The following is an 18,726-nucleotide window of genomic DNA, read 5'->3' as shown; positions in this document are numbered from 1 at the left end:
TCACTTCACGGGATCAGGCGGTATGGGACTGGCGCACCTTATCCACTCCCCGAGCTGGCGCCTTGCTCAGCACCCTGGCCAGCCCTCTGTCAAACAGCAAGATCCCGGCCACCATGGCCGCTATAAACAACATTATCATGGGCTGCCCGCTGGAAATGAGACTCAGAGCAGGCCCAGGGCAGATACCCACCAATCCCCAGCCGATGCCAAACAGCGCGGCCCCGCCGATCAGACGACGATCCAGCCGAGGAGCTGGTACGGCGGCGATGGGCTCCCCCAGCACGCTCTGACGACGGGGTTTCACCAGCAGGAAGTAACCCGGCATAAAGACCAGCAGGGCGCCTCCCATCACGAAGGCGAGGCTGGGATCCCAGGCGCCAGCCAGATCGAGAAAACCGGTGACCCGAGCGGGATCCACCATGCCGGAGATGGCCATCCCCAGCCCGAACAGCAGGCCCGCAAACAAACTTGTCAGCAACTTCATGGCAATCAGCCCCTTACAGCAGATGATGAGTGACGAAGACGGTGATAAAGCCAGCCGCCATAAAGGTGAGGGTGGCGACAATGGAGCGCAGGGAGAGCCGCCCCATGCCACAGATGCCGTGGCCGCTGGTGCAGCCATTGCCAAGACGGGTGCCGATGCCGACCAGCAAACCGGCCAGCAGCAACACTGGCCAACCGGGCAAGGTGGTGAATGCGGGCATGCTGGCCCAACCCAGAGTCAGCGCCAACCAGGCGCCCGCCCCCAGTCCCAGCAAGAAGAACAGGCGCCAGGGCGCTTTGCGTTGCAGTGCACCGGCCAGAATACCGCTGATCCCGGCGACCCGGCCGTTGAACAACATCAGGATCAGGGCCGACAGCCCTGCCAGCATGCCGCCGCCCAGAGAGAGCAGCCATTGGCTTTCCATCATCAAGATTCCTTATTTTCTGAGTGACAAAAATGGGTTTGCAGCGCCCCCAGCAAATCGGCGGCCGCCTCGCTCACCAACGAGTAGTAGATCTGCTGGGAGACCTTGCGCGAACGGATCAGGCCGTAGCGCTTCAATACCGAAAGTTGCTGGGAGAAGGCCGACTGCCCCAACTGGCTGTGGGCCAGCAGCTCCCCGACCCCCTTCTCCCCCTCCACCAGCTGGCAGAGCACCATCAGGCGTTCGGGATGAGCCAACGCCTTGAGCAGGGAGGCTGCGGCTGTCGCATGTCTGTTCATCTCGTCGAATTGGCTCATAAGAGTAAATTAGCAATTGCTGATATTTGTTCTATTGTATAAAACAACACTAAATTAGCAATATCTAAAGTAGATAGGGAGAAAGACCATGACAGTAGATAACGGAGTCAGAATCGTCGCGGGTTGCATGTTGCTGCTCTCGCTGATCCTTACCACCTGGGTTCATCCGGGCTTTGTCTGGTTGAGTGCCTTTGTCGGGGTCAACCTGATCCAGAGCGCATTCACCGGTTTCTGCCCGGCAGCCATCATCCTGAGGCGACTTGGGTTTAAGTAAGCGGCTTGGGCGAAGTGGGGGTATTCCGCCCCTGCAAGCTCCAGCGCAAGATCTGGCAAGCAGCACAGAGACGTCTCGACAACCGCAAACGGCCGTCAAGCGGTCGCGGCGAAGTGAGAGCTCAAATTTGTTTCAGGATGTTTCCGCCACTGGCTCGGGGTTTACCCTCTGCGTCAGCTCGGCTATCATTCGAGCCTCTTATCAATAGCGGAGACCATCAGTGGGCAACTCATCAAGTGACAGTTGTAGACCGACCCTCATCGTCGGTACCAAGGTCGCGAGCTAGCCGCAGGTCTTTCTCTGCCGCATGCTCGCAACCCTGCGAGAAGCGGAAATCCACTCCCCTCTTCTCCCTTTTTACACTTGACGTCTGGCAACCAGAGGCCAACCGCCACGGTCGCCATGCCTGCATAGTTTCTGCTTCCCACAAGGAGGCTGCTATGCGTTTTATCTCAATCAAACCGGCTGCGGATCGCGCGGTCGCAACAGGTTCTGTTGCTACCCGGGCTCACCCCCTGTTAAGCCGGCTCGGCCGTGGCATGCTGCCACGCTGGCTGGGCGGCAAACAGCGTCAGCACCACTACCGGCTACAGATCCGCTGTGAGGATCGCGCCGATATGGAGCAGGTGCTGGATATGGTGAACCACACCCTGCAACCGGCGGGGCTGCAACCGATGCAATCGATGAAGCCGGGTCGCGGCGGCGGGCGAGAGCTGGTGCTCAACCTGCAGTGCACCCCGCCCCAGCGACGCTATCTGGTGCAGTTCGTTCATCAGGTCGGAGTAGCACATCCGGTGCGCTGGCAACTGCGCCCGCGCATCGACTGCGATCCCGAGCTCAACTGACCGCTCATCTGCGTTAACCACAGTGAAAGGGGCCAGCCACGCTGGCCCCGCTTGTTGCGTCCTCTCCGAGCGTCAGGGCATCTGATGATGCTCGCGCCCCGGGACGCCGCGTTTTTGTTTGTCTGCTGGCCATCCGCGCAATCATCCCCTGATCCATCCGCCTCCCGGCGTTTCATCATGGATTGCGCCAAGCCAGCGCTTATCAGAAGGAATACGCCATGAAGATGTGGCAACAAATTGACATGCTCTCCCTGCTCGACACCCTGGCCAGCCTGCTGCTCGCCTTTGTGCTCGGCAGTCTGGTCGGGCTGGAGCGCCAGTACCGCCAACGTACCGCGGGCCTTCGCACCAACGTGCTGGTCGCCGTGGGGGCCGCCCTGTTCGTCAGTCTGGCCCAGCGTATCTATGACCTGCACGGCGGCAACTACAACGTGGTCCATGTGGTGGCCTATATCGTCTCCGGCATCGGCTTTCTCGGCGCCGGCGTCATCATGCGCGAGTCGGGCAATATCCGCGGCATCAACACCGCCGCCACCCTCTGGGGTGTCGCTGCAGTCGGCGCCGCCTGTGGCGCCGGGTTAGCCATGGAGGCCATTCTGGGCGCCCTGTTCGTGCTGGCCGCCAACACCCTGCTGCGACCGCTGGTCAACCAGATCAACCGTCGCCCGGTAGACAATACCGACACCGAAGTGACCTACAAGGTGACGGCCTTGACCCAGCGCGAGCATCAAAAAGAGGTGCTGCACTGGCTGGAAGAGATGCTGGAGCAGGCCAACTACCCCTTGAGCGAACTCGACATCGAGCCGTTTGGCGCGGGGGATCTGGAGATCTCGGCGGTGCTGCTGGCTACCTCCATCGATGGCGACGAGCTGGATGCCCTGATGCAAAAGCTGGCCATCCACCCCCATATCAAGCAGGTGTTCTGGCGCACCAGTACCACCGATTGAGCTGCCGGTCAGAGGAACGAGCCATCAGCCCGCAGCAAAAAGCCCCGCCAGCAATGGCGGGGCTTTTTCATATGGATGGGCGAAGAGTGGCTAGCGGCGACTGCGCCAGCGCACCCTGGGGGTGATCACCTGGGCGGTCTGCGCCGGGGGATTGCCCGCAATCAGTTGCTGCATCAGCTCGAAGGCGGCGAGGGCCAGCGCCGGACAATCCTGCGCTACCGAGTCGATGCGCATGGGAATGCAGTCGAGCAGGTCGTGATCGTCGAAGGTGCACAGGCGCATGCCTGTTTCCATCAACCCCGCCTCGTTGAGGTAGCGCAGCACCCCTTCCAGCAAAGTAAAGGAGGCGGTAAAGAGCCCCCTGGGAGGCGCTCCCAGCTCGGCCACCAGCTCAGCCATCAGCTGATAACCGGAGCTCGGCTGATAGTCGCGATGGCGCACCCGGGCTGCATCGGCTTCAAAACCGGCGCGATGGAGCCCCAGCTCATAGCCCGCCAGCCGGTGACGGCTGGGGGAGAGATCCAGCAAACCGCCGAAGTAGTAGATCTCCTCGCCGCACTCGCTGGCCATGTCCCGCACCAGCTCGGCGGTCGCCTTGCAGGCATCGGAGATCACCATGGGCAGGCGCGACTCGCCGATGTGGCGGTCGAGCTGCACCACCGGCAGGCGGTCGTGGATGCGGGCATAGATGTCATCGCTGTGGCCGCTGGAGGCGACAATCAGCCCATCCACCTGACGGCTGATGAGGTTGTCCACCACCCGCTGCTCGAGGGCGGGATCATCCTCGGAGCAGGCGATCAGCAGCTGGATGCCCGCCTCCCGGCAGTGCGCCTCGAGGGCGCGGGCGATGCGGGCAAAACCGAAGTTGGTGAGATCGGGGATCACCAGCCCCCAGGTGTAGCTGCGGGTCTCACGCAGGGAGCGGGCATGAAAGCTCGGCAGGTAGTGACACTCCTCCGCCACCGCCTGAATACGCTTGCGGGTATCGTCGGCAATCCGGTACTCCGCACTCTTCCCGTTGAGCACCAGACTGGCGGTCGCCTTGGACACCCCCGCCAGTTCGGCGATCTGGGCAATCGTGATCCGTTTCTTCTTCTCCACCTGGCCTCCCGGCTGACTAGAACCGGGCTATTGTACTAGGCACGCCGACAGCGGCCAGTGATTGAGGCAAATTTTGCAGCCATCATCGCCGTTGCCTGATGAAAGTTGCGGCTTTTCCCCGGGGAAGTAGCGCGCAGACAGGCTGTGACGCCCCTCATCGATGAAACACTCCAGACTGGAGCGATCGCATAGCACGGTGATCCGCCCGCCAGCCCATGGGCTGCTGCGGGTCTCCCACGCCCCGCTCTGCCAGTTCTGGCGCCACAAGGTGATGCGCCCCGGCTGCCACACCAGCTCGGCCACGGCACCGAACCAGAGGCTCCCCTCACCACACAGGTCCAGATCGAGCCAGGCCGAGTCGATGGCCAACCCCGGAAACTCGCCAAGCGTCCCCTCGAAGCGGGTCTGCTCTCCCTTCAATGCCGCCAGCTCCGCCACCGGCCGCTGGCAGAGCCACTCATCCTGCCAGAACAACTCCCGCGGGCAGCTCATCTGGTGGATCCAGCCGTGAGCGACAGTAGGTTGGCTCATCTCGTTCTCCTCCGGCAGCCCCAGCCAACCGAACAGGAGGCGGCGACCCTGGCTATCCAGAGTGGTCTGGGGGGCATAGAACTCGAAGCCCCGGTCCAGCTCGTGGAAAGCCCCGTGCTCGAAGCGCTCGCCGTCGAAATCCCCCGCCAGCCAGCCGCACTGGTAGAGGTTGGGATAATCCTCGCCTGCCGGGGCAATCCCTTGCGGGCAGCTGATCAGCACATGGCGATCCCCTAGCGGGAAGAGATCCGGGCACTCCCACATATAGCCAAACTCACCCAGCCCCCCTCGCCCGCTACCGGCGATGGGGCCCACCCGCTGCCAGCTTTGCAGGGTCTCGCCGCGATAGAGCAGCACTTCCCCCTTGTCATCCAGGGTGCGGGCTCCCAGCACCATCAGCCACTGTTTGCCGTCGTGCCACACCTTGGGGTCGCGCACGTGGCCGCTGTAGCCTGCGGGCAGATCCAGCACAGGCCCCAGCTTGGCAAAACCGCCCTCACCGTCGGCGCGGGCCAGACACTGATAGGCGGTGCGGCTGCCATCCGGGTATTTGACATTGCCGGTGTAGATGAGGGTCAGACGCCCCTGCTCATCGCTCACCGCCGAGCCCGAATAGCAGCCGTGGCTCTCATAGGCTTCGGTGGGCAACAGCGCCACCGGCTCGTGCTGCCAATGCAGCAGATCGGTGGAGGTGACATGACCCCAGCCCTTGTTGCGGTGCTCGCAGCCCAGTGGATTCCACTGGTAGAAGAGGTGGTAGCGCCCGTCATGCTCGATAAAGCCGTTGGGATCGTTGAGCAGCCCCACCGGGGCTGCCAGATGCCAGCGGGGCCGATGGGGATCGGCCGCCGCCTTGAGCTGTCCGGCCAGCAGCGACCGGACAATCTGGTTGAGAAGATCGCTTTCCTTCATCACTCCACCTTGTACTTGAGCAGGTAGGAAGCGGCGAAGGCGGCGCCAAAGGCGATCACCAGCCCGATGATGTAATGAATAAGGCTCATGGGCTGGACGATGGCCATGCCGGGAATACCGGTCAGCCCCACCGCCGTCATCCCCACCTTGGCCGCCACCACGTAGGCGCCGCCGCAGGCCCCGCCAAACAGACCGGCGAGGAAGGGTTTGATGTAGCGCAGGTTGACGCCAAAGATGGCCGCTTCCGTGATACCCAGCAGGCAGGACATGGCAGCCGGCACGGTAATGGCCTTGATCTTCACGTCGCGAGTCTTGAAGTAGACCGCGAGGCAAGCCCCACCCTGTGCCACGTTGGCCATGGCCCAGATGGGCAGCAGGAAGTTGACGCCAATTTGCGGATTGGCCAGCAGCCCCGCCTCGATGGCATGGAAGCTGTGGTGGATGCCGGTGATGACGATAAGCGAGTAAGTGCCGCCAAATACCAGCCCCGCCAGCCAGCCCGCCTGTTCATAGAGAGCGCTCAGACCAAACGAGATGCCATCCCCCAGCACCCGCCCAGCCGGGCCGATAAAGAGCAGCGCCACGAAGCCGGTGATGATGACGGTGAGAAACGGGGTGAGGATCAGATCCAGCGCGTCCGGAATGCGCTTGCGCAGCTGTTTCTCCAGATGGGACATAAACCAGACCGCCAAGAGCACCGGGAAGACGGTGCCCTGATAGCCGATCATCGCCACATCCAGCCCGAAGAAGTCCATAGTCTTGAAGCCACCGGCCACGCCCCAGGCGTTGGTCAGCGCCGGGTGGGTGAGGATGCCGCCAAGGGTAGCCCCGAGGTACGGATTGCCGCCAAACTCCCGCGCCGCCGTAAAGCCGATGAGGATCGGCAGTATGATAAAGGCCGCCGAGCTGAACATGTCGAGCATCACAAACAGGGCGCTGTCGGCATTGGCCCAGCCGTAGGTGCGCACCATGCCAAGCAGCCCCATCAGCAGGCCCGAGGCGACGATGGCCGGAATGATCGGCACGAAGATGTTGGAGAGGGTTCGCGCCAACCGCTGGGCCACGTTGAGCTTGGCCGCCGCCATGTCGGTCAGCTCCGCCTTGCTGGCGGTGCCGGTACCGGTCAGCGTCACAAACTCCGCATAGACCTTGTTGACCAGACCGGTGCCAAAGATCACCTGAATTTGGCCCGCGTTGCTAAAGCACCCCTTGACCCCCTCCAGCTTGTCGATGGCGGCCTTGTTTACCTTGCTGTCATCGGCCAGCACCAGCCGCAGCCGGGTGGCGCAGTGGGCAGCGCTGACGATGTTCTCCTTGCCCCCGAGCAGGGGCACCAGATCCTTGGCTATCGCACTGATATTCATATTCTTCCTCTTATGACCCGCCACGCTGGCGGGCCCTTGTCACATGAGAGTAGGGGCTGTCGAGCCGGGCTTCTAGCCGCAGATCAACAGCCGCTTGTGTCTGATCGCAAAAAGGCATCCAGTTCGGAGCGGGTCGGCAGCGCCGTCATCGCCCCCTTGGCGGTGGTGGCGAGCGCCCCGCAGCCGTGGGCCTGAGCCAGAATGGCGGGTAGCTCGGCCAGCGTCGGCAGCGACGAGCGCCCGGCCAGCGCCGCCAGCAGACCGGCGACGAAGGCGTCCCCCGCCCCCGTGGTGTCGATGGGCGTCACTTTCTGCCCCACCCACTCCAGCAACTCGCCATCAAGGCGAGCCACCACCCCGGCCGCCCCTCTGGTCACCAGCACCAGCGCGGGGCCAGAGAGAGTTGCAAGCCCGGCGACCAGTTCATCCTCGCCACTCAGCAGTTGCAGCTCCTCGATGGAGAGCTTGACCACATCCGCCTGCGCAATGGCCTGACGCACCAGCGGCAGCATCTCGGCGGGGTTGCCCCACACCTCGGGGCGCAGGTTAGGGTCGAAGCAGACCCTCCCGCCCGCCGCCTTGATGGCCACCATGGCCTGCAGGCAGCTGGTGCGCACCGGCTCGTTGGCGAGCGCGATGGAGCAGGTGAGCAGCCACTGACTGGCATCGAAGCGGGGCAACTCATTTGGAGTGAGGAACTGGTCGGCACTGGGGCGCACCATAAAGGTGAAGCTGCGCTCCCCCTCGTCATCCAGTGCCACCAGCACGGTAGAGGTGCGATGGTCTGGATCGAGCCGCAGCGCGGCCACATCCACCCCCTCCCCGCTCAGGGTCTCGGCCATAAAGCGGCCGAACGGATCGGCACCGACCCGGCCGATAAAGGCCGCATCGCCACCCAGCCGTACCACACCAACCGCCACATTGGCGGGCGCGCCCCCCGGACACTTGAGGTAGTGCAACGCCCCTTCCGGGATCAAGTCCACCACCGCATCCCCCATTACCCACACTCGATTCGTCACCTTGCTACTCCACTGCTGCATCGGATCCTCGGTCAAACCCGAACTCTGTTCTGTTGGTTGGTATTATCAGCTAAACCGTTTTAGCCAACCAACAGATCTCGGTACCGGCTGCCATTTTTGTGATCGGGATAACGAACTAGAACCAGGTTTCCATCTGCACGCCAAAGTTCCACTCGCCACCGGCGGTGAAGTTGCTCTGGCCCATGGCATCGTCGCTGGCGTAATTGTCGAGCTCGGAGGACCAGTCCATCCAGGTGGCGAAGACCCTAAGCTCAGGCCGCTCGAAGAAACCGGCGGTCTGCGCCTTGAAGGTGGGGGCGAAGGTGAGCTTGGTGAAATTGCCGTTCACCGCCTGGCGTCCCTTGTAGCCCTTGGGATCGAGATCCATGTACTGCCAGGCCGCCTCGTAGACCAGCTCGACGTTCTGGCTCAGCACCTGCGCCACCCGGGTATTGAAGGTGAGCCAGCGGTACTCGTCCCCTTTCACGTAGCGATCCTGACTCTGCTCGGCCAGCAGGGCCGGGGCAAAACGCCAGCGCGAGTTGAGATCGGTAGCGCCAAACACGGCGATCCGCACCGCATCGGCGTCCGGCAACAGCTCGCTGTCAGAGCCCAGCCCCTTGACCTCGGCCCCCAGCCCATGACCGTACAGCACCGCCGCCTTGGCAAAACCGGGGTTGATGCCAAAGAAGCTCTCGCCGTGGTAGGCCAGCAGGGTGTGTGCCCCCTTGTCCGCCGCCTCGCTGCCCGCCCCCTTGTCATTGATGCGGGCGTCATTGTCCTTGGCCGAGAGACCGTTCACCATCCACTGCCAGTTACCGATGCGGTTGTTCATGGTGAGGATGTAGCTCTCGATATCGGAAAGACCGCTGGCGCTGATGTCGCCGTAATCGCGGCCATAGAGGGAGAAGTTGGCCTTCCAGCTGTCGGCCAGCTGCACGTCGTAGACACCGCCGCCGGTACCGGCCAGGAACACCACGTCGGAATCGAGCCAGTGGATGTCAAAGTTGTCGCGATCAAAGCGCTTGCCCGCCCACAGCACCGCATTCTTGAAGGGGCCGTCGAAGCTCGCCAGATTGCCGATCTCGGCAAACACCTGACGGGTATTGAGGCTCGAATCACTGGCAGTCCAGTCGTTGCTGGTCTCCACCCCGTCCGCCAGCATCAGCTTGTAGCGGGCCCAGCTGCCATCCTCGAAGGTCTGGGTTTTCAGCAGGTTGGCCTCCATGTAGGTGTCATCCTCGTTGCCAAGGCGACCGACAGCCCCGCCCACGGATCCTGCCGGGGTGATGTAGGGGCCACCGCGCCCGCCGTTGCCATTGCTGTTTACCAACAGGCCCGAGCGGGCATAGCCGTGAAACTCGAAGCCCTGGGCACCAGCGGTCTTCTCATCCACCTTCTGGCTGCGGTTGTTGGCCACCTGCGCCTGCTCGCTGGCCGCGCTCGCCTTCACTTCCGCCTGACTGGCACGGCTCTCTGCCGCCTCGGCTCTCGCTTCGGCCGCCTGTACCCGCGCCTCCAGCGCCGCCAGTCTGGCCTCGACACTCTCACCTGCAACACTCGCCTGCGCCGCCCACAGCGGGCTGATCATCCCCAGTCCCAGCGCTACCGCCAGCGCCAACTTGCTCTTGAACATCATCATCTTCCTCACCTGTCATCTGTGGCCCGGACGGGCGCTGTTGTTATCGACAGACGGAGCATAGCTAAACCAATTTAGCCAACTCAATATGACAACTAAACCGTTTCAGCAACAGTGTGAGCGGGATAACATTTGTACAGCAGGAATTGGCGGGAGTTGTGAGGAGGATCCCTCATCAGGATCCACTCAATAGGGCGGATCCTGGCTAAACGGCGGGCAAAAAAAGAGCCGGCACAAGGCCGGCTCTGTTTATTCGGGTGGCTGAAATCAGCTGGTCAGATCGTCGAAGAAGCGTTTCACCCCTTCGAAGAAGCCTTCCGATTTCGGCTTGTGGGTCTTGGCAGCGGCGCCGCTGAAGGATTCGTCCAGCTGGCGCAACAGCTCTTTCTGCTGCTCGGTGAGGTTGACCGGAGTCTCGATCACCACCTTGCACATCAGATCCCCTACCTGGCCGGAGCGCACGGACTTCACGCCCTTGCCGCGCATGCGGAACATCTTGCCGGTCTGGGTCTCCGGAGTGACCTTGAGTTTGACGCGGCCATCCAGGGTCGGCACTTCAATCTCGCCACCGAGGGCGGCTGCGGTGAAGCTGATGGGCACTTCGCAGTAGAGGTTGTTGCCGTCACGCACGAAGATCTCGTGCTCTTTGACGTGCACCTGTACGTAGAGATCCCCTGCCGGAGCTCCTGCCTCCCCCGCTTCCCCTTCACCGGAGAGACGGATGCGATCGCCGGTATCGACGCCCGCCGGAATTTTCACCGACAGGGTCTTGGTGCGCTGGTAGCGACCTTCACCGTGGCACTTGCGGCACGGATCCTTGATGATCTTGCCGCGACCGTGACAGTGCGGACACGCCTGCTGCACCGCAAAGAAGCCCTGACGCATCTGCACCTGGCCGGAGCCGTGGCAGGTCGGGCAGGTCTGGGCGCTGCTACCGGTATGGGCACCGGAGCCGTTACAGACTTCACAGTGAACCAGGGTAGGCACCTTGATCTCCTTGGAGACCCCGCGTACCGCCTCTTCCAGCGTCAGCTCCATGGTGTAACGCAGGTCGGAGCCACGGGCCGGGCCACGACGGCCACCGCCACGGCCACCGCCGAAGATGTCACCGAATACGTCACCAAACATGTCGGCGAAGTCGGCACCGCCGCCAAAGCCACCGTGGCCACCGCCACCCTGGCTCGGGTCGACACCGGCATGGCCATACTGGTCGTAACGGGCACGCAGGTTGGCATCGGTCAGGACCTCGTAGGCTTCCTTGACCTCTTTGAACTTCTCTTCGGATGCGGCATCACCCTGATTACGATCCGGGTGATACTTCATGGCCAGGCGCTTGTACGCCTTCTTGATCTCGCGATCGTCGGCATCTTTCGCCACACCCAGTACTTCGTAGAAATCGCGCTTCGACATACTCATCCTGTGGTTACGCAGACGGGCGTTGGTTACCCAACGCCCGTGAATTCATTGACCAAGCCGATGGGCGAAGCGGACTTCGCCCATCTGGGTAGGGCTTACTTCTTGTCGTCTTTCACTTCTTCGAACTCGGCGTCGACTACGTCGTCGTCAGCCTTGGCAGAAGAGGAGGACTGACCGGCATCAGCACCGGCTGCACCCTGGGCCTGAGCCTGCTGCTGGGCAATTTCCATCAGCTTCTGGGACGCTTCCAGCAGAGCCTGCTGTTTGGCTTCGATAGCAGCCTTGTCGTCACCCTTGATGGCAACTTCCAGCTCGCTCAGAGCGGCTTCGATCTTGGTCTTGTCGTCGGCAGGCAGGGCTTCACCGGCTTCGGTGATCTGCTTGCGTACGGAGTGGACCAGACCATCAGCCTGGTTGCGAGCCTGTACCAGCTCTTCAAACTTCTTGTCCTCGGCCGCGTTGGCTTCGGCTTCGCGTACCATGCGCTCGATCTCGTCATCAGACAGACCAGAGGAGGCCTGGATGGTGATTTTCTGCTCTTTGTTGGTCTCTTTGTCTTTCGCAGAGACGTGCAGGATACCGTTGGCATCGATGTCGAAGGTCACTTCGATCTGCGGCAGACCACGCGGTGCCGGACGGATGCCTTCCAGGTTGAACTGGCCCAGAGACTTGTTGTCGCTGGCGCGCTTGCGCTCACCCTGCAGCACGTGAATGGTCACGGCAGACTGGTTGTCTTCGGCAGTGGAGAACACCTGGGACTTCTTGGTCGGAATGGTGGTGTTCTTCTCAATCAGCGCAGTCATCACGCTACCCATGGTTTCGATACCCAGGGAGAGCGGGGTGACGTCCAGCAGCAGTACGTCGGTCTTGTCACCGGACAGTACGGCGCCCTGGATGGCAGCACCCATGGCCACGGCTTCGTCCGGGTTGACGTCTTTACGCGGCTCTTTGCCAAAGAACTCGGCAACGGTCTTCTGAACCAGCGGCATACGGGTCTGACCACCAACCAGGATTACGTCGTCGATCTCGCCAACTGCCAGACCGGAGTCTTTCAGGGCGACACGAACCGGCTCCAGAGAGTCCTTCACCATGTCTTCTACCAGGGATTCCAGCTTGGCGCGGGTCACCTTGATGTTCATGTGCTTCGGACCAGTGGCATCTGCAGTGATGTACGGCAGGTTGACGTCGGTCTGCTGGGCAGAAGAGAGCTCGATCTTGGCTTTCTCGGCGGCATCTTTCAGACGCTGCAGAGCCAGCTGGTCGTTGCGCAGGTCGATGCCCTGTTCACGCTTGAACTCGTCTACCAGATAGTTGATGACGCGGTTGTCGAAGTCTTCACCACCCAGGTGGGTGTTACCGTTGGTCGCCAGTACTTCGAAGGTGGTTTCGCCTTCCACTTCGTCGATCTCGATGATGGAGATATCGAAAGTACCGCCACCCAGGTCATATACGGCAACCTTGCGCTCGCCCTTGACCTTGTTCACGCCGTAAGCGAAAGCAGCAGCAGTCGGCTCGTTGATGATGCGTTTTACATCCAGACCGGCGATGCGACCGGCATCCTTGGTAGCCTGACGCTGGGCGTCGTTGAAGTAGGCCGGAACAGTGATGACTGCTTCGGTTACCGGCTCACCCAGATAGTCTTCGGCGGTCTTTTTCATCTTTTTCAGCACTTCGGCAGAGATCTGCGGCGGTGCCATTTTCTTGCCCTTCACTTCAACCCAGGCGTCGCCGTTGTCAGCTTTGGCGATGGCGTACGGCATGATTTTCAGGTCACGCTGCACTTCTTCATCTTCAAAGCGACGACCGATCAGACGCTTGATGGCGAACAGGGTGTTTTTCGGGTTGGTGATGGCCTGACGCTTGGCCGGCTGACCAACCAGGATCTCGCCATCATCGGCATAGGCAATGATGGACGGAGTAGTACGATCGCCTTCTGCGTTCTCGATCACGCGAGCAGTGTCGCCATCCAGAATAGCGACGCAGGAGTTGGTAGTACCCAGGTCAATACCGATGATTTTACCCATTTGACGAATCTCCAAATACTTTGAATAAACTGGCGAGGAACTCGCCTTAATGCGTTAACGGCTAGGTGGGGGCTGCCAATCTGGCTTTCAAGCTCCCGGCATCAAATTTTTTGTGCCGCCGCGGCCTTGCACCCTATATGGGGTCGCCAGACGCAGCTTCAAGCCCCAACCCTAAAAAACCACACCCTTTGTCATGGTTGCGCGGTCACGTTGAGCCGTAAAACCGGGCAAGATGAACAGGTGCTGCACTGCGAAACAAAAAGCCCGCCACGGGGCGGGCTCGGGCACCCACAGCCAATCAGTCGACCGCTTTGGCGATCATCACCATGGCAGGACGGATCACCCGACCGTTGAGGTCATAGCCCTTCTGCATCACTGCAATGACGGTGTTCGGGGCCACATCGGCACTCGGTACCATGCTCATCGCCTGATGGGCGTTGGGGTCAAACGGCTGGTTGATCGGGTCGAGCGCCACCAGACCAAACTTGGCTACGCCGCTCTGCATGGATTTCAGGGTCAGCTCGACACCTTCGATCATCGGCTTGAGGGCTTCGTTCTCCTTGTCGGCCAGTTCGATGGCTCGCTCAAGGTTGTCCAGCACCGGCAGCAGTTCGTTGGCGAACTTCTCCAGAGCAAACTTGTGCGCCTTCTCCACATCCAGCTCGGTACGACGACGCAGGTTCTCCATCTCGGCGGCGGTACGCAGGGCGCGTTCACGCTCTTCCGCCGCTTTTTGGATGGCGGTTTCCAGCTGCGCTTCCAGTTCGGCAATACGGGCCTGCTCGGCTGTCACTTCACTGTCTACATCGGTCGGCTCGACTGGCTGGGCTTCCACTTGCTCCATCGCTTCAACCTTTTGCTCTTCGTGGTTCATGACATCTCCAGATTCCGGGGTTACTTACGAGGGCCTTGACGTCTGGCTGAGCGACCAGTGACATCAGACCGACTATGTTGGCGCTATTATGGGGATGGATCCCTGTCTTTCAAGGGGAAAAAGGGCAATCCAGGTCACTCAAACAGGACTATTGGCACTTTCCTTGCTGCATCCCTGGCAATCCAGCTCAGCTTTTAACCAGCAGCGTCAAGGAGATAGCCCTCCCCCCTCAGCAAGGGAAGCGCGCGGGAGGACGTCACAAGCGTGACAAACCGCTGTATACTGCCCCCAATACTCACCCAGACCCGACAGACTATGGATTCTCCGTTCAAAACCATCGCCCTGATTGGCAAGCCTCACCACGAGGGAGCCAACCAGACGCTGACCGGCCTGCATCAATACCTGACCTCACGCGGTTTCCGGGTACTGGTGGAGAGCCGGGTTGCCCAGACCCTGAGCATCCTCGATGAAAACGTCATGGATCTGGTTCAGCTCGGCCAACAGGCTGATCTGGCCATCGTGGTCGGCGGTGACGGCAACATGCTGGGGGCGGCGCGGGTGCTGTCGCGTTTCGATGTGGCGGTGATCGGGGTCAACCGGGGCAACCTTGGCTTTCTGACCGATCTCTCGCCGCAGGATTATCTGCTGCCGCTGGAGCAGGTGCTCTCCGGTCACTACAAGAGCGAACACCGCTTCCTGCTGGAAGCCTCGGTCTATCGCCACGGCGAGCGCAAGTCGAGCAATCTGGCGGTCAATGAGGCGGTACTGCACCCGGGCAAGATCGCTCACATGATCGAGTTCGAGGTCTATATCGATGGCAGCTTTATGTATAGCCAGCGCTCGGACGGCATCATTGTCGCCACACCGACCGGCTCAACTGCCTACTCCCTGTCGGCAGGTGGCGCCATCCTCACCCCCAAGCTCAACGCCATCACGCTGGTGCCCATGTTCCCGCATACCCTGAGCAGTCGCCCCATTGTACTCGATGCCGACAGCGAAGTGCGGCTGCTGGTCTCGCCGGACAATCAGGACGATGCCATGCAGGTGAGTTGTGACGGTCAGGTGACCCTGGCGGTCCACCCGGGGGACGAGATCCTCATCAAGAAGAGCCACCACCAGCTTCATCTGGTTCACCCGCTCGACTACAGCTACTTCCACGTGCTGCGCAACAAGCTCGGCTGGGGTAGCAAGCTGTTTTAATCGGCGCTGACCGACAACGACATTGCCACAGAGGGTGCCTGAATTGGCGCCCTTCTCTTTCTTTTGTGGCAACGTCCCCTGCACTCTCATATCAGTACCGCGCGCCAATAGTCAGCACAGCATTCTCATAGCTATACCGCACTGGCGCGGCTTTCCTTTGTTAAAAATAACGGAGCCCTCTTTACTGTATATAAGACCAGTATATACTGGATGCATACACAGTAATGTTGACCTATACAGGATGAGACCATGCTGACCCAGCTGACCGTCAACAACTTCGCCATAGTCAAGTTTCTCGAACTCGATCTGCAACCGGGGATGACCTGCATCACAGGTGAGACCGGTGCCGGTAAATCCATCGCCATCGACGCCCTCGGCCTCTGTCTGGGTGAGCGGGCCGAAGCCGGCATGGTGCGCCCCGATAGCGACAAAAGCGAGGTCAGCGCACGCTTCCTGCTCGACAACAACCCGGCCGCCCGCGCCTGGCTCGCCACCAACGAGCTGGAGAACGAGGGTGAGTGCATCGTGCGGCGAGTCATCTCTGCCGAAGGGCGTTCGCGCAGCTATATCAACGGCGTGCCCGTCCCCCTCACCCAGCTCAAGAATCTGGGCCAGCTGCTGGTCAACGTACACGGTCAGCATGCCCACCAGATGCTGCTCAAACCCGACTACCAGCTCGCCCTGCTCGACGGCTACGCCGGCCACCATCTGCTGCTCGACGAAGTACGCCAGCACTATCAGCAGTGGCGCCAGCTGCAAAACGAACTTAACCGGCTCAAGGCCGAGCAGCAGCAGCGGGAAGCCCGTCGCCAGCTTATCGAGTATCAGGTGCAGGAGCTGGACGAATTTGCCCTGCAGCCGGGCGAGTTTGAAGAGATCGAGGAGGAGCACCAGCGTCTCGCCAACGGTACCGAATTGATGCAGGAGTGTGGGGCTTGTCTCGACCTGCTCTATGACAACGAAGAGACCACTATCGCAGGGCTGCTGCAATCAGCCGTCGATCGCGCCGAGGGGCTGGTCAGCATGGACAGCCGCCTCACCCCGGTACTGGAGATGCTGAACGAAGCCCTGATCGGAGTGCAGGAGAGCCACAGCGAACTGCGCAGCTACCTCGATCGGCTGGAGCTGGATCCCGAACGTTTCAACGAGCTGGAAACCCGCCTCTCCAAGGCGATCAATCTGGCACGCAAGCACCATGTCAAACCGGCAGAGCTGGCCCAGTACCATCAGGAGCTGGCCTCCGATCTCGCCCGCCTCAACTCTGACGAAGAGCGGTTAGAGGGGATGGAAGATGAGCTGGCCGAGGCCCGTCAGGCTTTTGTTCAGGCCGCCGAGGCCCTTAGCCAGAGCCGTCAGCGTTACGCCCAGGAGCTGGGCGTCAAGGTGACCAGCAGCATGCACGAACTGGCGATGCCCGATGGTCGCTTTGCCATCGAGGTGCGCCCCGATGCCCAGAGCAGCCTCTCTCCGCTGGGTATAGACCGGGTTGAATTTATGGTCACCACCAACCCGGGTCAGCCCATCCAACCGCTTGGCAAGGTGGCTTCGGGCGGTGAATTGTCGCGTATCAGCCTTGCCATCGTAGTGATCAGCGCTCGCAAGGTTTCCACTCCAACCCTGATTTTCGATGAGGTAGATGTGGGGATCAGCGGCCCGACTGCCGCCGTGGTGGGTCGCCTGCTACGCCAGCTTGGCGAGTCGACTCAGGTGATGGTGGTCACTCACTTGCCGCAGGTTGCGGGCAATGGCCACCAGCACATGGTGGTGAGCAAGCACACCGACGGCAAGACCACCGAAACCCGGATGGATGCGCTCGATCAGAGCGCCCGGCTCAACGAACTGGCTCGCCTGCTGGGAGGGGATCAGATCACCGACATTACCCTGGCCAATGCCCGCGAGCTGCTGCACCATTAATTCCCAGGCCAACCTGGTGGCAACATAACCATCGGCTGGCTCTGGCTCTGGAAAAGCATCCTGAGTCAGCAGGGCAAATACATCCCGGCCATTTGTCAGAGCGGTGAGATCACCGACCCAGATCAATAAAATGGTGGATTTGGCCAAGCAGGCAGCAACATCTGCCGGGATCGGGTTGCCTTGACGAGGGGGATTTCGCATAGTGTTGCCCCCTTTATGGGTATCCAATTGTGAGGCTTTGTCTATGATCCACGTTTTTGGCCACAAGAATCCCGACAGTGACAGTATCTGCAGCGCTCTGGTGATCGCTGACTGGCTCAATGCACAAGGCCGTCAGGCCACCCCATGGCGCCTCGGCGATCTGCGTACCGAAACCCGCTTCATTCTGGAGCAGGCTGGTGTCGCCGAGCCCGAGCTGCTGACTCAGGATCTGACAGGTGAAGATGTCTGGCTGGTCGACTTCAGTGATCTGGAGCAGGGCCCCTCTACCCTCTCTCAGGCCAATGTACTGGGACTGGTGGATCACCACCGCCTCGGCTCCCTGATCACCCAGTCTCCGCTGGATGCCTGGATCCGTGCCGTTGGCTGCACCTGCACCATCGCTTTTGATCTGCGGAGCCAACAAGGTACCGTGACCCGTAGCCAGGCTCGTCTGATGCTGGGTGCAATCATGAGCGACACCCTCTGTCTCACCTCGCCGACCACCACCGAGCAGGACAAGATCGCCTGCGAGCGTCTTGCGCCGCTGGCCGAGGTGTCGCTGGCAGAGTTTGGTCAACAGCTGCTGATGGCAAAAACCGACCTGAGCGGCCTCACTCCTGCGCAGTTGCTGCAGCAGGATGAGAAAGCATTCCAGGCCGAAGGTCTGAACTTCATCATGAGCCAGATTGAAGTGGGCAGCGAACAACAGCTTGCCGACCAGATCGACACTCTGCAGCAAGAGATGGCACACCGTGTTGAAGCCGAAGGGCTCGACTTCTTCGTCCTGATGGTGACCGACCTGACCGCCGCCGCCAGCCGCATCTACTTTACCCGCCACGCCAAAGTACCGGCAGAGTCCAGCTACCACCCGGGCTTTGTGAGCCGCAAGAAGCAGGGTCTGCCCTGGGTGATGGAGTTGCTGGCCAAGGCTTAAGCACGCCTATCACCAAGCCTCAGCAAAAGCCCCGCCTCTGTGCGGGGCTTTTTTATTTCACCTGTCCCGTCCTGAATATGGTTTACACCTTTCCTCCCAATAAATGGAGAACCCGATGGGACAAGGTGTGAAACGGACACAGCGCGATTACTCGCTGACTTTTAAACTGGCACTGGTCGAGCAGATTGAAAAAGGCGAGCTCACCTACAAACAGGCTCAGGTGCGTTATGGCATTCAGGGCCGCTCCACCGTTCTGGTATGGTTGCGTAAACATGGTCGGCAAGATTGGAGCCAGGGGGCTTCTGT

General features: G+C 61.0%; 17 protein-coding genes and 1 pseudogene. 7 read left to right on the top strand and 11 right to left on the bottom strand.

Going from position 1 to position 18,726, the window contains the following annotated elements; all coding sequences use genetic code 11:
• Positions 1–13 precede the first annotated feature (13 nt).
• The 3 genes from AB5Y76_RS14965 to AB5Y76_RS14955 are packed head-to-tail and all read right to left on the bottom strand — an operon-like array spanning position 14 to position 1,225.
• Positions 14–484: a YeeE/YedE family protein gene (locus AB5Y76_RS14965; RefSeq protein WP_263719182.1), complete on the bottom strand. Its 471-nt coding sequence runs from the start codon at positions 482–484 to the stop codon at positions 14–16.
• 13 nt (positions 485–497) lie between these two features.
• Positions 498–911: a YeeE/YedE family protein gene (locus AB5Y76_RS14960; RefSeq protein WP_263719181.1), complete on the bottom strand. Its 414-nt coding sequence runs from the start codon at positions 909–911 to the stop codon at positions 498–500.
• A complete protein-coding gene (locus AB5Y76_RS14955; RefSeq protein WP_263719180.1) occupies positions 911–1,225 on the bottom strand; it encodes a helix-turn-helix transcriptional regulator in 315 nt (104 codons plus the stop codon). The genes AB5Y76_RS14960 and AB5Y76_RS14955 overlap by 1 nt, the downstream gene beginning before the upstream one ends.
• An 88-nt stretch (positions 1,226–1,313) precedes the next feature.
• On the opposite strand from AB5Y76_RS14955, the gene AB5Y76_RS14950 reads away from it, so the two are divergent.
• From AB5Y76_RS14950 to AB5Y76_RS14940, 3 genes are all read left to right on the top strand, one after another.
• On the top strand, positions 1,314–1,499 hold the full coding sequence (locus AB5Y76_RS14950; protein ID WP_042032494.1) for a DUF2892 domain-containing protein: 186 nt from the start codon (positions 1,314–1,316) through the stop codon (positions 1,497–1,499).
• A gap of 440 nt (positions 1,500–1,939) precedes the next feature.
• Positions 1,940–2,344, top strand: coding sequence for a hypothetical protein (locus AB5Y76_RS14945; RefSeq protein WP_005359258.1), 405 nt, complete (start codon positions 1,940–1,942; stop codon positions 2,342–2,344).
• Between the two features lie 218 nt (positions 2,345–2,562).
• Complete coding sequence (locus tag AB5Y76_RS14940) at positions 2,563–3,291, top strand: MgtC/SapB family protein (protein WP_005359256.1); 729 nt, start codon at positions 2,563–2,565, stop codon at positions 3,289–3,291.
• 90 nt (positions 3,292–3,381) lie between these two features.
• Here the strand turns inward: AB5Y76_RS14940 and AB5Y76_RS14935 are convergent, their stop codons facing one another.
• From AB5Y76_RS14935 to grpE, 8 genes are all read right to left on the bottom strand, one after another.
• Positions 3,382–4,392: a LacI family DNA-binding transcriptional regulator gene (locus tag AB5Y76_RS14935; protein ID WP_100646367.1), complete on the bottom strand. Its 1,011-nt coding sequence runs from the start codon at positions 4,390–4,392 to the stop codon at positions 3,382–3,384.
• Between the two features lie 27 nt (positions 4,393–4,419).
• Complete coding sequence (locus AB5Y76_RS14930; protein WP_263719179.1) at positions 4,420–5,835, bottom strand: sucrose-6-phosphate hydrolase; 1,416 nt, start codon at positions 5,833–5,835, stop codon at positions 4,420–4,422.
• Positions 5,835–7,199, bottom strand: a complete 1,365-nt coding sequence (locus AB5Y76_RS14925; RefSeq protein ID WP_040065997.1) for a sucrose-specific PTS transporter subunit IIBC — start codon at positions 7,197–7,199, stop codon at positions 5,835–5,837. The genes AB5Y76_RS14930 and AB5Y76_RS14925 overlap by 1 nt, the downstream gene beginning before the upstream one ends.
• Before the next feature lie 83 nt (positions 7,200–7,282).
• Positions 7,283–8,239: an aminoimidazole riboside kinase gene (locus AB5Y76_RS14920; RefSeq protein WP_204478767.1), complete on the bottom strand. Its 957-nt coding sequence runs from the start codon at positions 8,237–8,239 to the stop codon at positions 7,283–7,285.
• 115 nt (positions 8,240–8,354) lie between these two features.
• Positions 8,355–9,860: a carbohydrate porin gene (locus tag AB5Y76_RS14915; RefSeq protein WP_219296587.1), complete on the bottom strand. Its 1,506-nt coding sequence runs from the start codon at positions 9,858–9,860 to the stop codon at positions 8,355–8,357.
• A gap of 264 nt (positions 9,861–10,124) precedes the next feature.
• Complete coding sequence (gene dnaJ, locus AB5Y76_RS14910; RefSeq protein WP_042053030.1) at positions 10,125–11,267, bottom strand: molecular chaperone DnaJ; 1,143 nt, start codon at positions 11,265–11,267, stop codon at positions 10,125–10,127.
• Between the two features lie 101 nt (positions 11,268–11,368).
• On the bottom strand, positions 11,369–13,297 hold the full coding sequence (dnaK, locus tag AB5Y76_RS14905; protein WP_042053028.1) for a molecular chaperone DnaK: 1,929 nt from the start codon (positions 13,295–13,297) through the stop codon (positions 11,369–11,371).
• A 298-nt stretch (positions 13,298–13,595) separates the two neighbouring features.
• On the bottom strand, positions 13,596–14,171 hold the full coding sequence (gene grpE, locus AB5Y76_RS14900) for a nucleotide exchange factor GrpE (protein WP_005338036.1): 576 nt from the start codon (positions 14,169–14,171) through the stop codon (positions 13,596–13,598).
• 315 nt (positions 14,172–14,486) lie between these two features.
• Between grpE and nadK the strand changes: the two genes are divergently transcribed.
• From nadK to AB5Y76_RS14880, 4 genes and pseudogenes are all read left to right on the top strand, one after another.
• A complete protein-coding gene (nadK, locus tag AB5Y76_RS14895) occupies positions 14,487–15,371 on the top strand; it encodes an NAD(+) kinase (RefSeq protein ID WP_041208339.1) in 885 nt (294 codons plus the stop codon).
• A 249-nt stretch (positions 15,372–15,620) separates the two neighbouring features.
• Complete coding sequence (gene recN, locus AB5Y76_RS14890; RefSeq protein WP_263719178.1) at positions 15,621–17,285, top strand: DNA repair protein RecN; 1,665 nt, start codon at positions 15,621–15,623, stop codon at positions 17,283–17,285.
• 244 nt (positions 17,286–17,529) lie between these two features.
• On the top strand, positions 17,530–18,420 hold the full coding sequence (locus tag AB5Y76_RS14885) for a manganese-dependent inorganic pyrophosphatase (RefSeq protein ID WP_263719177.1): 891 nt from the start codon (positions 17,530–17,532) through the stop codon (positions 18,418–18,420).
• A 115-nt stretch (positions 18,421–18,535) separates the two neighbouring features.
• Positions 18,536–18,726, top strand: a pseudogene (locus tag AB5Y76_RS14880) (IS3 family transposase); the annotation flags it as partial.

The sequence above is a fragment of the Aeromonas sp. R1-2 genome, from assembly GCF_040908505.1.
GTDB classification, from domain to species: Bacteria; Pseudomonadota; Gammaproteobacteria; order Enterobacterales; family Aeromonadaceae; genus Aeromonas; species Aeromonas veronii.
The sequence above is the reverse complement of the archived record's forward strand: the minus strand, read 5'-3'. Positions and strand labels throughout refer to the sequence as shown.